The 14,414-nt window shown below is 57.7% G+C and carries 10 protein-coding genes; 7 read left to right on the forward strand and 3 right to left on the reverse strand.

Going from position 1 to position 14,414, the window contains the following annotated elements; all coding sequences use genetic code 11:
• The first annotated feature begins 16 nt into the window (after positions 1 to 16).
• The 7 genes from Q1J88_RS00435 (at position 17) to efp (ending at position 10,566) form a co-directional block, all read left to right on the forward strand.
• On the forward strand, positions 17 to 1,468 hold the full coding sequence (locus Q1J88_RS00435) for a bifunctional 2-methylcitrate dehydratase/aconitate hydratase (protein ID WP_301115418.1): 1,452 nt from the start codon (positions 17 to 19) through the stop codon (positions 1,466 to 1,468).
• A gap of 16 nt (positions 1,469 to 1,484) precedes the next feature.
• Positions 1,485 to 1,760 carry a GNAT family N-acetyltransferase gene (locus Q1J88_RS00440; protein ID WP_301115419.1) on the forward strand — a complete coding sequence of 92 codons (276 nt, stop codon included), beginning with the start codon at positions 1,485 to 1,487 and terminating at the stop codon, positions 1,758 to 1,760.
• A gap of 209 nt (positions 1,761 to 1,969) precedes the next feature.
• Positions 1,970 to 4,561, forward strand: coding sequence for a bifunctional aconitate hydratase 2/2-methylisocitrate dehydratase (gene acnB, locus Q1J88_RS00445; protein WP_301115420.1), 2,592 nt, complete (start codon positions 1,970 to 1,972; stop codon positions 4,559 to 4,561).
• 204 nt (positions 4,562 to 4,765) lie between these two features.
• Positions 4,766 to 7,468, forward strand: coding sequence for an aconitate hydratase AcnA (gene acnA / locus Q1J88_RS00450; RefSeq protein WP_301115421.1), 2,703 nt, complete (start codon positions 4,766 to 4,768; stop codon positions 7,466 to 7,468).
• A 115-nt stretch (positions 7,469 to 7,583) separates the two neighbouring features.
• Positions 7,584 to 8,795 (forward strand): DUF2863 family protein, encoded by a 1,212-nt coding sequence (locus Q1J88_RS00455; RefSeq protein WP_301115422.1) that lies wholly within the window; start codon positions 7,584 to 7,586, stop codon positions 8,793 to 8,795.
• A 24-nt stretch (positions 8,796 to 8,819) separates the two neighbouring features.
• On the forward strand, positions 8,820 to 9,929 hold the full coding sequence (gene earP, locus Q1J88_RS00460) for an elongation factor P maturation arginine rhamnosyltransferase EarP (protein ID WP_301115423.1): 1,110 nt from the start codon (positions 8,820 to 8,822) through the stop codon (positions 9,927 to 9,929).
• Positions 9,930 to 10,008: 79 nt separating this feature from the next.
• A complete protein-coding gene (efp, locus tag Q1J88_RS00465; protein WP_301115424.1) occupies positions 10,009 to 10,566 on the forward strand; it encodes an elongation factor P in 558 nt (185 codons plus the stop codon).
• A gap of 8 nt (positions 10,567 to 10,574) precedes the next feature.
• Here efp and Q1J88_RS00470 read toward each other — a convergent pair whose 3' ends face one another.
• The 3 genes from Q1J88_RS00470 to Q1J88_RS00480 all read right to left on the reverse strand — a co-directional run bounded on the left by Q1J88_RS00470 (position 10,575) and on the right by Q1J88_RS00480 (position 14,414).
• Entirely contained in the window at positions 10,575 to 11,045 is a 471-nt protein-coding gene (locus tag Q1J88_RS00470) for a DUF1178 family protein (RefSeq protein WP_301115425.1), read from the reverse strand.
• Positions 11,046 to 11,196: 151 nt separating this feature from the next.
• Positions 11,197 to 12,945 carry a dipeptide ABC transporter ATP-binding protein gene (locus Q1J88_RS00475; protein ID WP_301115426.1) on the reverse strand — a complete coding sequence of 583 codons (1,749 nt, stop codon included), beginning with the start codon at positions 12,943 to 12,945 and terminating at the stop codon, positions 11,197 to 11,199.
• Complete coding sequence (locus Q1J88_RS00480) at positions 12,942 to 14,414, reverse strand: ABC transporter permease (protein WP_301115427.1); 1,473 nt, start codon at positions 14,412 to 14,414, stop codon at positions 12,942 to 12,944. The genes Q1J88_RS00475 and Q1J88_RS00480 overlap by 4 nt, the downstream gene beginning before the upstream one ends.

The raw sequence follows: 14,414 nt of genomic DNA on the forward strand, positions 1-14,414 counted from the left end.
CTTAACAGGAAGTTTCATGTCCGCCCCCATCTCCAACATCCGTCCTGACTACGACCAGGTTCTCGTCGACATTGCCGACTACGTCTTGAACTACCAGGTACAAAGCCCCCTGGCGTACGAAACGGCTCGCAACTGCCTGATTGACACGCTGGGTTGCGGGCTCGAAGCACTTGACTACCCGGCCTGCACCAAACTGCTCGGCCCGGTCGTTCCGGGCACTATCGTTCCGAACGGGGCCAAAGTGCCAGGCACGCAGTTCCAGCTCGACCCCATACAAGCGGCATTCAATATCGGCGCCATGATTCGTTGGCTCGACTTCAACGACACCTGGCTGGCCGCCGAATGGGGCCATCCATCCGACAACCTGGGCGGCATCCTCGCCACTGCCGACTGGCTGTCGCGAAATGCACTCGCCGCCGGCAAACCACCCCTGCTCATGCGCGACGTGTTGACCGCCATGATCAAGGCCCATGAAATCCAGGGTTGCCTCGCGCTGGAAAACTCCTTCAACAAGGTCGGGCTTGATCACGTCGTGCTGGTAAAGGTGGCTTCCACGGCTGTAGTGGCCCAGATGATGGGACTTAGCCGGGAAGAAATCTTGAACGCGTTGTCACTGGCATGGGTGGACGGCCAAAGCCTTCGAACCTATCGCCATGCTCCGAATACGGGCAGCCGCAAGAGCTGGGCGGCGGGCGATGCCACCAGCCGGGCCGTGCGCCTTGCCCTCATGGCCCGTACCGGCGAAATGGGCTATCCGTCGGTTCTCACTGCCAAGACCTGGGGCTTTTATGACGTGCTTTTCAAGGGTCAACCTTTCAGGTTTCAGCGCCCTTATGGCAGCTATGTGATGGAGCATGTGCTGTTTAAAATCTCGTATCCGGCCGAGTTTCATTCTCAGACTGCTGTTGAATGCGCCATGCAGGTTCACCAGAAGCTGCTTGCCGAAAACAGGTCTGCCGACGACATCAAGCAGATAACGATACGCACACACGAAGCCTGCATTCGCATCATCGATAAAAAGGGCCCGCTCAACAATCCGGCTGATCGAGATCATTGCATCCAGTATATGGTGGCAGTACCGATACTGTTTGGCCGCCTGACTGCTTCAGACTATGAAGATGATGTCGCTTCAGATCCACGCATCGACGCGCTCCGTGACAAGATCATATGCGTGGAAGACCCGACATTCACCGCCGACTATCACGACCCTGAAAAGCGTTCAATCGCAAACGCACTGACGGTAGAGTTCCACGACGGCACCAGGTTCGACGAGATTGTGTGCGAGTACCCCATCGGCCACAAGCGTCGTCGCGCCGAAGGTATCCCCTTGCTCGAGGCAAAGTTCCAAACTAACCTGGCTCGGCGCTTTCCACCCAAACAGCAAGATCTCATTCTGAAAGCCTCGCTGGACCAGTCCAGGCTAGAGGCGATGCCGGTGCACGAATACGTCGACCTGTACGTTATTTGAACGGAGCCCACGACTCATGACCAGAGACATCAAGCAGAACCTGGAATTACATCGCTTTGAATGGGCCGAGGACGATGCCCTCTCCGTTCTCGAATACAGGCTCGACGGAAATACATTCACCATCACTCACACTGAAGTGCCCCAAGCACTCAGTGGCCGAGGCATTGCCTCGGACTTGGTCAAGCACGCCCTGAATACGGCGCGTAGCCGGGGATGGAAGGTTCGAATCGAGTGCAGCTACGCAGCCACATACGTAAAACGGCATCCTGAATATCAGGATCTGATTGCCTGACCCGGCGCGTCCTGTTGCGCCCCTGACCAGGCACCGTCAAATCCCTGTAAGGGCGCGCTTTGCGCCGCGTAAAGCATCAACCGGGGATCGTGTGAAACCTCGCAAGTCTTATATAAGATATAAGACATAAGACATTTGCCTGATCGCCCTCCTTCCAGATACAATTACATCATCAATTACCCGCTTTTTCCTATTAAAAGGCACGCCTCATGCTGGAATCTTATCGCCAACACGTTGCCGAACGCGCTGCGTTGGGCATACCCCCCCTGCCCCTGTCGGCCCAACAGACCGCCGATCTCATCGAATTGCTCAAAGCCCCTCCCGCCGGCGAAGAAGCAAATCTGGTCGAATTGATCACGCACCGCGTGCCCGCCGGCGTTGACGACGCTGCCAAAGTCAAGGCTTCGTATCTGGCCGCCATCGCATTCGGCAAAGAAGTCTGCCCCCTGATCGATCGCAAGAAAGCAACCGAATTGCTTGGCACGATGCTTGGCGGCTACAACGTCGCCCCTCTTATCGAACTGCTCGACGACGCCGAACTGGGCACCATCGCTGCCGACGGCCTCAAAAACACCCTGCTTGTGTTCGACGCCTTCCATGACATCCAGGAAAAGGCCGAAAAAGGTAATGCCAACGCCAAAGCCGTCCTGCAAAGCTGGGCCGAAGGCGAATGGTTCACGAGCCGTCCCGAAGTTCCAGAAAGCCTCACCATCACGGTCTTCAAGGTTCCCGGCGAAACCAACACCGACGATCTGTCCCCTGCGCCCGACGCAACCACCCGCCCCGACATTCCGCTGCATGCCCTGGCAATGCTCAAGAACCGCCGCGAAGGCGCCCCGTTCGAGCCCGAAGAAGACGGCAAGCGCGGCCCGGTACAGTTCATCCAGAGCCTCAAGGAAAAAGGCCATCTGGTTGCCTATGTAGGCGACGTCGTTGGTACAGGCTCATCGCGCAAATCGGCGACCAACTCGGTGCTGTGGTTTACCGGCCAAGACATTCCCTATGTACCCAACAAGCGCTTCGGCGGCGTCTGTCTGGGCGGCAAGATTGCTCCGATCTTCTACAACACAATGGAAGACGCCGGCGCACTGCCCATCGAGCTGGATGTTTCCCAGATGAACATGGGAGATGTGGTCGAGTTGCGTCCTTACGAAGGCAAGGCACTCAAGAATGGTGAGGTCATCGCCGAATTCGAACTCAAGTCCGAAGTGCTGTTCGACGAAGTTCGCGCCGGCGGACGCATCCCGCTGATCATTGGCCGCGGTCTTACCGCCAAGGCACGCGAGGCATTGGGCCTGCCTCCTTCCACCCTGTTCCGTCTGCCCAAAAACCCCGAAGATTCCGGCAAGGGCTTTACACTGGCGCAGAAAATGGTGGGTCGTGCCTGCGGTCTGCCGGAAGGCCAGGGCGTTCGCCCGGGCACCTATTGCGAGCCGAAGATGACTTCCGTGGGCAGCCAGGACACCACCGGCCCCATGACTCGCGACGAACTCAAAGACCTTGCATGCCTGGGATTCTCGGCAGACCTGGTCATGCAATCGTTCTGTCACACGGCCGCCTACCCCAAGCCGGTCGACGTCAAGACACACCACACCCTGCCCGACTTCATCAGTACGCGTGGCGGCATTTCGCTTCGCCCGGGCGACGGCGTGATCCACAGCTGGCTCAACCGCATGCTGCTGCCCGACACTGTCGGCACCGGCGGCGACTCGCACACACGCTTCCCCATCGGCATCTCCTTCCCTGCGGGCTCGGGCCTTGTGGCCTTCGCCGCAGCAACCGGAGTCATGCCCCTGGATATGCCTGAATCAGTTCTGGTGCGGTTCAAGGGCGAGCTGCAGCCCGGCGTAACCCTGCGCGACCTGGTCAACGCGATACCGCTGTATGCCATCAAGCAGGGCCTGCTTACCGTCGCCAAACAAGGCAAGAAAAACGTCTTCTCGGGCCGCATCCTCGAAATCGAAGGGCTGCCAGACCTCAAGGTGGAACAAGCATTTGAGTTGTCCGACGCATCTGCCGAGCGCTCTGCTGCAGGCTGCACCGTGCGCCTCAACAAAGAGCCCATTATCGAATACATCCAGAGCAACATCGTGATGCTCAAGTGGATGATCGCCAATGGTTACGAAGACGAACGCTCGTTGGCACGACGCATCAAGGCCATGGAAGCCTGGCTCGCCAACCCGCAGCTGCTCGAGCCCGATGCCGATGCCGAATACGCAGCGGTCATCGAGATCGACCTGGCAGATATTCACGAACCCATCGTGGCCTGCCCCAACGATCCGGACGACGTCAAGACCCTGTCAGAGGTGGCCGGTGCCGTCATTGATGAAGTCTTCATCGGAAGCTGCATGACCAACATCGGCCACTTCCGCGCGGCCTCGAAACTGCTCGAGGGCAAGCGAGACATTCCAGTCAAATTGTGGGTCGCTCCTCCCACCAAGATGGATGCCCAGCAACTGACCGAAGAAGGCCATTACGGTGTCTTTGGCACCGCCGGCGCGCGCACCGAAATGCCCGGCTGCTCGTTGTGCATGGGCAACCAGGCACAAGTACGCGAGGGTGCCACGGTTATGTCGACCAGCACGCGTAACTTCCCGAACCGCTTGGGCAAGAACACAAATGTGTATCTGGGTTCGGCCGAACTGGCTGCCATCTGCTCGCGTCTGGGCCGCATTCCCACCAAGGAGGAATACATGGCCGACATGGGCATCATCAACGAAAGCGGCGACGAGGTCTATCGCTATCTCAACTTCGATCAGATCGAACAATACAAAGAGATCGCCGATTCGGTGGGTGTGTAACCAAGCCGAAGGGTATTCCCCATCCAAGCCCCTTCCGGCAAGCCGGAGGGGGCTTTTTTTCTGATTCCCCATACGCCATCCAATAGGGCATAAAATAGGCGCAATAGTTCTTCAGCCTTGCGACAGTCCTTTCAGGCATTGTCGTACAGTCAATAACGTGTTTGTTCTTCACAGCGTCAAGCCACTTTCAGCACGGAGCACAATATGCCGCACAATACGTTCAACAGCTTGCAGAAGTTCAAGATTGGAAGAAAATCCGCCAAGTTCTATTCCCTGCCTGCCTTGGGAAAGTCGCTGGGCATCGACGTGCAGCGTCTGCCTGTGTCCATACGTATCGTGCTCGAATCGGTCCTGCGCAACTGTGACGGCAAGAAGATCACCGAACAACATGTCAAGGAGCTGGCTGGCTGGAAGCCAAACGCGCCTCGCAACACCGAAATTCCGTTCGTTGTCGCTCGCGTAGTGCTTCAGGATTTCACCGGCGTTCCATTGCTGGCCGATATCGCAGCGATGCGCTCCGTGGCTGCGCGCATGGGCAAGGACCCAAAAAAGATCGAGCCCCTGGTTCCGGTCGACCTGGTTGTCGACCACTCGGTAATGATCGATTACTACGGCACCAACAAGGCGCTTGACCTCAACATGAAACTCGAGTTTCAGCGCAACAAAGAGCGATACCAGTTCATGAAATGGGGCATGCAGGCGTTTGACACATTCGGAGTCGTGCCTCCGGGTTTTGGCATTGTCCACCAGGTCAACCTCGAGCATCTGGCCCGCGGCGTGCATCACGACGCCGAGAACAACATTTATTACCCCGACACCCTGGTCGGCACAGACAGTCACACCACCATGATCAACGGCATTGGTGTTGTGGGCTGGGGCGTGGGCGGTATCGAAGCCGAAGCCGGCATGCTCGGCCAGCCGCTTTACATCCTCACTCCTGACGTAGTGGGTGTCGAGCTCAAGGGCGAGCTGCGTGGCGGCGTAACTGCAACCGACCTGGTCCTGACGCTCACCGAGCTGCTTCGCAAGCAAAAGGTGGTTGGCAAGTTCGTGGAATTCTGCGGCCCCGGCACCGCCAGCCTGTCGGTGACTGATCGTGCCACCATCGGCAACATGGCACCGGAGTACGGTGCCACCATGGGCTTTTTCCCTATCGATCAGCGCACTCTGCATTACTTCGAAGGCACCGGCCGCACACAAGAAGAAATCGACGCCCTCAAGGCGTATTTCAAGGCTCAGGGCATGTTTGGTGTGCCCAATGCATCCGACATCAAATACAGCCAGCTCATCACCCTGGATCTTTCAACGGTTACGCCCTCGCTGGCCGGTCCCAAGCGGCCCCAGGATCGTATCGAACTGGGCGATGTAAAGCAGACATTTGCCGGGCTTTTCGTCGAGCAGTCCGCCAACGGCTTCAACCAGCCACCCGAGAAGCTCGATCAGGTATTCACCACAAGTACCGGTACCAAGGTCAGAAATGGCGACGTGCTGATTGCCGCCATCACGTCCTGCACCAATACCTCGAACCCCAGCGTGTTGCTGGCAGCCGGCCTGATGGCCAAGAAGGCAGTCGAAGCGGGCCTTAAAGTGCCCAAGCACATCAAGACCTCCCTGGCACCGGGGTCTCGCGTCGTTACCGATTACCTCAGCAAGACCGGTCTGCTGCCCTACCTCGAGAAGCTGGGTTTCAACGTGGCTGCGTATGGCTGCACAACCTGTATCGGCAACGCCGGCGACCTTACTCCCGATCTCAACGAAGTCATTACCCAGAACGGGCTGGTTTGTGCGGCAGTGCTTTCGGGCAACCGAAACTTCGAGGCTCGCATTCACCCCAACATCAAGGCCAACTTCCTGGCGTCTCCGCCATTGGTCGTTGCATACGCCCTGGCCGGTACCGTGCAAAAAGACCTCATGACCGAGCCAGTGGGCAAGGGCAAGAATGGAGATGTGTGGCTTGGCGACATCTGGCCGAGCAATGCCGAAGTTGAGGCACTGCTGGGCGAGGCACTCAACCCAGAGGTCTTCCGCAGCAATTACGCAGAAATCAAGACGAATCCCGGCAAGCTCTGGAACAAGATCTCGGGCGTAACCGGCGACGTCTACAATTGGCCCAGCTCAACCTATATTGCCGAGCCCCCCTTCTTTGCGGATTTCGACATGACGCCGGCGCCGATGCCGCCAGTACGCAACGCCCGTGCCCTGGCCATCTTCGGCGATTCGGTCACCACCGACCACATCTCGCCGGCCGGCTCGATCAAGGAAAGCTCGCCGGCGGGACAGTACCTCCTGGCCAACGGCGTATCCAAAGAAGACTTCAACAGCTACGGCTCACGACGCGGCAACCACGAAGTCATGATGCGCGGCACGTTTGCCAATGTGCGCATCAAGAACCTGATGATTCCTCCCAACGCCGATGGCAGCCGTTTCGAGGGCGGTGAAACGCTGCACCAGCCCAGCCAGGAACGCATGCCCATTTACGACGCGGCCATGAAATACATCGCCGAGGGTGTACCCACAGTCGTATTCGGCGGAGAAGAATACGGAACCGGGTCTTCACGCGACTGGGCGGCCAAAGGTACCCAGCTGCTGGGTGTCAAGGCCGTCATCGCGCGCAGTTTCGAGCGCATCCACCGCAGCAACCTCGTGGGAATGGGAGTTCTGCCCTTGCAGTTCAAGGGCGAAGATAGCGTTGATACTCTGGGAATCACCGGAAAAGAAACCTACGACATCACCGGCATCGAAAACGGTATCAGACCGCAGCAGGATGTCACCCTTGTCATCCACCGTCCTGACGGAACCTCTCAAGAGGTCAGCATGCTGCTTCGTATCGACACGGCCACCGAAGTCGATTACTACCTGCATGGAGGCATCCTGCCCTACGTGCTGCGCGAACTGTTGGCGGCCTGATATACAAGTTGCCCCCCAGAGCCTCCGGTCCGCCTCGGGCGGTCCGGGGGCTCTTTACTTGGAATCCGGTGCACAGGGTTAAACTACAGTATTAAAGAGGAAGCCATTGTCAAAGATGTCCGACCGCACCCGAACCTTACGCTCGACGCGCCTATCGCGCGAAGCCCAACGCCTGGTCACCCTGGCCGATTCACTAGCACGATCGGGAAGCCGGCTCGAAGACATCTATTGGGAAAATCTGTTCCAGGCATTGCTGGGCAAGTTGCTGACGCAAAAAAAGAATGAAGCGATCGAATCGGCTCTGGAACACCTGCTGGCGACCAATATGGACGCCTACGAAATCCTGATAGAACAAGTCGAGACGCATACAGAATCGGCTGTCGTCAACCACGAGGGTCAGGCCTACGACGTGCTGCTTATCTGTGCACCCATTGTCACCTGGACCCGCTACCAGCTTCCACGCGCGGTCGACCTTGGCCCCCATCTGCATAAGCTCACCCGGTCTCTGCAAACGCATATTCTGGCCGAAGGCACACATGTATCCCTGCTGCCCGGAATGGTCAGTTTCGACCAAATGCCACGATCGTTTCATGAGACGCTGGAATGGACCCAACGCCTTGGACGTGCGGCGCTCAGGCAAAAACCCGACAACACCCTGGTCGTGTCTTCCCCGGCAGCTGAAGGCATGCTTGCCGACGCCCGCTTTATCGTCGGCGCAGTTGCGACACCAAAGGGCGGTCCGGTGTTCAGATGGCAGACGGGCACGCCCGACGAGCCCATCAGTCGCGCCCAGTGTTTTGACGGATGGCAAGCAGAGTGCGCTGAGCTTATTGCGGGCAGCTTTACGGGCTGTAGCATCGAATACCTTCAGCCAGACGCCTATTATGTGGCAAGCCGCGATGCCGACCGGCGCATTCGCCCCCTGGCGCTCAAGGCTGCAGCCACCTGGTTGCAAACGGCCGCCGGACTGCCCGGCAATCAGCTTCGTGCCACCGTCGTGGCCTGCGGTGAATCCACCATCGAGGAATATCGCATCGGCTTCAGCACCGCCCAAGCTACCGACGTAATTTACGGCTGTATATGGCCCGTACTGAGCAAGGAAGAAGCCGCTGTCGAGGTTCTGGACATCGGCCAGACCAGCGTGCCCGAAGAAATTGCCGCCATTCTCAAGGAACAGGGCATCAGCGATGTACGCCAGCTTCCCGGTTTGTTCCCGATTGAGTTTTGTGACGATTGTGGCGCGCCCTACTTTCCTAATCCCCTGGGCGATCTGCTACATCCCGAACTGCCTGACGAAATTGACGTCAATCCACTCAATTTCCACTGAAAGCAACACTTCACCCGATCGGACATGCATCTGCCCGGTTTTGATATTTTTTGTCGAGTTGTCGACAACTACGGCGATATTGGGGTCTGCTGGCGCCTGGCCAAGCAGTTGGCACAGCACTCCGAGGTAGGCCCGGTACGCCTATGGGTCGATGACCTGGCTTCATTCCACCAAATCGAAAAGTGCGTGCGTCCCACCGCTGCACAGCAAGTCGCACGAGGTGTCCAGATTCATCATTGGACCCAAACGCTTCCAGATGTTCGTCCGCTGGAGGTGGTCGTGGAAGCGTTCGCCTGCGATCTGCCACAGATGTTTCTGGATCGGATGACAGACAATCTGTGGATCAACCTGGAATACCTCAGTGCAGAGGACTGGGTGGAAAGTTGTCATGCCCTGCCCTCGATTCAACCCAACGGACTGAACAAGTTCTTTTTCTTTCCTGGCTTCACGCCGCGAACCGGCGGCCTGTTGCGCGAACCCGACTTGCTTGATTCGCAAGCGACATGGACAGCATTGCCCGAATCACGCCGGGCGCTCCTTGACAAGATCGGCATGCCCGATCATGTGCAAGGGCTATTACTCAAAGGATGGCGTCAGGCGTTTGTCTTCTGCTACAACGATGCGCCTGCACAGGCTTTGGCCAACGCACTGGGTCATCCCGGGCAACCTACCCTGGCAATCGTTCCACGGGGAGTACTTCCCGAGCTCTCGCAGCTTCAAAACGAATCGTTCCAGGTATTTGAGTCTCCGTTTGTCGACCAGGACGACTTTGATCACCTGCTATGGTCGAGCGATCTGAACGTCGTCCGGGGCGAAGATTCGCTTGTCCGAGCCATATGGGCCGGCAAGCCCTTCTTGTGGCATATTTATCGACAAAAGGAAGACGCTCATATGGCCAAGCTGGATGCCTGGCTCGAACGCACGCACTTAAGCGCCGAATTTAGGCAAACCATTCGCGCCTTCAATCAAACCGACGAGTCTGCCGCCATTGCAAGCCTGCAGGAAGCCGTCGAGCCCCGCGCCTGGGAGCAATGGCGCATGGAATGTCTGGCCTTTCGTCAGGCAATGACAGACCAGACTTCCCTGGTCACACGTTTACTGGCGTTTCGCGCGGAAAAAGCCGGCAGCGGGTAAAATAGCAAGTTTTGTACGTACTGCTCCGGTCCGGTAAAAATGAAGCTGGAGCAAATCTACTTCCGGAGTGCTTTGCAAGATGAAAACCGCACAAGAATTGCGCGTTGGGAACGTAATCATGGTGGGCGACCAGCCACTGGTCGTTCAAAAGGCCGAATACAACAAATCGGGCCGAAATGCCGCAGTCGTCAAACTCAAGTTCAAGAATTTGCTCAGTGGTTCAGCCAGCGAATCCGTATATAAGGCTGACGAAAAATTCGAAGTGATTGTGCTCGAGAAAAAAGAATGCACATATTCGTATTTTGCCGACCCCATGTATGTCTTCATGGACGAAGAGTACAACCAGTACGAGGTCGAGGCTGACAGCATGGGCGACGCCCTGGACTACCTTGAAGAGAACATGGCGGTAGAAGTCGTGTTCTACGAAGGTCGGGCTATCTCGGTCGAGCTTCCCACCATTATTGTGCGCGAAATCACCTACACCGAGCCCGCCGTCAAAGGCGACACTTCCGGCAAGGTGCTCAAGCCCGCCAAAATCAACACAGGCAAGGAAATCGCGGTTCCGCTGTTCTGCACTATCGGCGACAAGATCGAGATCGACACCCGCACGGGTGAGTACCGCAGCCGCGTCAACTAAACGGCAGCCTATTGAAGGCGGTCGTCGTCCAGAAAGTCGGGAATGGGCAAGACAGCAATGCCCTCCCGCGCCAGCTCTTCTCGTTCCTGGGGCGTGGTCGAGCCGCGGATAGGCCGGTGATCGATTTCGCCCTCGTGCATGCGACGAGCCTCCTGCGCAAAGCGATCGCCTACATTATCGGCATTACGGACAATCTCGCGTATGTGCGAGAGAACTTGCGCCTGCAGCTTGGCCAAGGTCACAGACGCTTCGGACGCCTCCGGGGTGGCTTGCATTGATTCGGTGTGTTCGCCATCGGATTTGCCTCGGCCCATGTTCAGGCGAGGCGCAGACAACATCTTGCTGATCTGATTGCTGTCGCAGACGGGACACACCAACAGGCCCTGGTCGCGCTGCTTGTCGTAGTCATCAGCCGACCCGAACCAGCCTTCGAACACGTGGCCCACATCACACTGGAGATCAAATACTTTCAATGCCATGAATTATCAGATGGGGGCCGCCCCAAAAATTGCAATACACCCTGATTATAGGCTTGTCTGCACGGGCTACCCAGAGTTGATTCAATTCAGACTTCACACAGATGGCTGGCGGGCAGGAAACAGGCCCGGCCCGATTGAGCGTGACCTTGCCCTATAAACGTGGCACGGCAGCCAGCATACGTCGGGTCTGCTCATGCATTGGCCGGTGCAAGACCTGCTCGGCAGGCCCGGTTTCAACGATGCGGCCCTGATCCATGACAGCGATCCTATCCGAAAGATATTCCACAACGCCGAAATTGTGTGTGATGAAAAGGTAGGCGAGTCCTGAATCCCGTTGCAATTCCAGCAACAACTCCAAGAGTTGAGCTTGCACGGATACATCAAGCGCCGACGTGGGCTCATCACAAACCAGCACTTTTGGCTCGACCGCCAACGCGCGGGCAATAGCTATTCGCTGACGTTGGCCACCCGAGAACTCATGCGGGTAACGATCAACCGAGTTGGATGGCAAACCGACGCGATCAAGCAATTGACGCACGCGCAGCCGGCGTGTCTGCCTGGACACGTCCGGTTGCAGGGCCGCCACGCCCTCCTCGAGAATTTCACTGACCTGCATACGTGGATCGAGCGACGCATACGGATCTTGAAAAACGATCTGGATGTCGCGTCGTGCGCGTTTCAGTGCACCGCGCCCGGCATCCAGTATGGACTGTCCGGCGAGCACGGCCGTGCCCGAGACATTCGCCTGCTTGTCCAACAGTCGCAGCAAGGCCTTGGCTGTCGTGGTCTTGCCGCAACCCGACTCTCCAACCAGCGAAAGGGTTTCGCCGGCATCAAGCGTAAATGACAAACCTTTTACGACTTCGACTGCATCGGTGTTTCGGCTAAACAGCCTGCTGCGCGGCTGGTATGTGACGCGCAGGTCCCGGACATCCAGCACCGGAGAACCACCTGGCCGAGCTTCCGCCGACCCGGGGCGACGGCCGCAAGCCGGCTGCTGCACCTCAGATGTTGCAGGCGGGGGTCGACTGGAATCAACTCCGGCATCCACCGTTAGCCGGGTGCCGCGCTTCTCAAACGTGGGAATCGCAGCCAATAGCTGCCTCGCATAGGGATGCTTGGGCGAACTGAAAAACTGTTCGGTAGGCACGGACTCAACAATCTGTCCGTAACGCATAAGCGCCACGTGGTCCGCAACCTTTCTGACGACAGCCAGATCATGCGTGATCAGCAAAATGGCCAGACCCATTTCTTTTTGTATGTCCGCAAGCAGATCCAGGATCTGAGCCTGCACGGTAACATCCAGCGCGGTAGTGGGCTCATCAGCAACCAGCACGACAGGTTCTGCCGCCAGGGCAATGGCGATCATGACCCGCTGCTTCTGTCCACCCGAAAACTGAAAGGGATAATCGTTAAGCCTGCGTTCGGCGTTCTCGATTCCTACCCGGTCAAGCCACTGAACAGCCTTGCGACGTGCCGCAGCGCCGCGCAACGTGGTGTGCGTGTGGATCGTTTCCAGAATCTGGCGACCAACCGTCAAGACCGGATTCAAACTGGTAGAAGGCTCCTGGAATACAATACCGATCCTCCCGCCACGCACTGCCCGCATGGATGACTCGGCCATCCGGCCCAGATCCTGGCCATCGAGCAAGACATCGCCGTTGGTCATGCGTCCGGCCTCGGGTAACAGGCGAAGCAATGCCAAGGCCGTCATGCTTTTCCCGGAGCCGGATTCCCCCACCAGGGCAAAGGTCTGGCCACGCTCAACGGCAAGGGCCAGATCCCGGACGACCTGCACCGCGCCCTCATCGTTCTGGATTTCGACGCACAGGTCGCTGATGGTCAGGATATCTTTCGCGTTTCGCCGTGTGTTCACCATCGAACCCAAGGAGCCGTTCATGACGAAGCTCCTGCAGCGTCGGCCTTTGCCTGAGGTTCCGGGCGTCGTAACCGCGGCCTGAACCGGCGAGTACGGGGATCGAACGCCGCCTGTACGGCGTCAGCAAAGATGTTTGCGGACAGAACAAGCGCCAGCATGAAAACGAATGCAGCCAGCAGGTTCCACCAGATCATCGGGTCGCGCGACATTTCCATCCGTGAAGAATCAATCATGGTGCCAAAGGAAGGCGTGGCCGGGTCGACCCCGATACCCAGGTACGACAGCACAGCCTCGTACAACACCAATCCGGAAAACTCCAGCACCATTGTGATCAGGACAATGTGCATCAGATTGGGCAGCAGATGGCGGCTCATGATGCGCCAGTGGCTGACACCGAATGCACGCGCAGCCTGCACGTATTCAAGTTCGCGAAGCTTGAGTGTCTCGGCGCGCAGCAAGCGGCATAACCCAGACCAGCCGGTCAGACCCAATATCAGGCACAACAGGAAAAGCCGCAAGTCCGCCCGTGCGGCGACCGTAGGAAACAACTCGGGGTTCGTATCGATATAGACCTGCATCATCAGCACACAGGCCGCGATCAACAGGACGCCCGGTATAGAGGTCAAGGTTGTATAGATGTACTGGATGACATCGTCAACCCTGCCCTTGAAATATCCGGCAGATATTCCAAAGACCAAGGCAGGAGGCAGCATGGCCAAGGTGGTAAGCGTTCCAATTACCAAAGCAGTACGGACACTCTTCAATGCCTGCCTCAGAACGTCATTGCCGGTGCGATCAGTGCCGAATACGTGATAGTCGAGCGCCAGAGACCACGCAACGCATACCACCAGCGCCATGAGGCTGAACGTAATCCATATGGCGCGCCATGGAACACCCGACTCGCTGTTCCACCAGCCCCTCCAGGCGTATGGAACGGATCCCCGGGCACGTTTCATTTGACCGGCGGTAAGGACGACAGCTCCAAGCATTGCTATGACGATAGCCGTGGCCAAGCCCACAAGCATGCGGCGCTGCAGGTCGCGTGCATGGTCGGCATCGTCTTCAAGGAGCTGGCCCGCAAACTTCAGCCGCGGATAATCGCGTACGGCTTCGCCGTCAATAATCTGGGTTTCTTTCGTGAATTGCCGCAAGGCCAAAGGGGCAGAATATGTTGCCTCGGGGCTTCCAAGGCGCGACCAGGCAAGGACATCGTCAAGCGCCGAGCGAACCACCGGCGAATACACGGGCTGAGCCGCCTCTGTACCCTGTGCGGGAGGCATGAGCGGCCGATAATGGATGGAATCAAGCAAGCCGACAAGCAGAAAAGCACCCAGCACCATCGCCGCACACATTGCAGAGCTTGTCCGAGCCACACTGCTCCACGCCTTGCGCAGGCCCGGCGTGCGTGAAACCTTCCACCCATACAGCAGCATTCCCGCTATCAGGCAGTACACAAAAACGTCAGTCCACAGAAAGATAAACTTTGGCAT

It is taken from the genome of Pusillimonas sp., from assembly GCF_029263785.1.
Lineage (GTDB): Bacteria > Pseudomonadota > Gammaproteobacteria > Burkholderiales > Burkholderiaceae_B > Pusillimonas.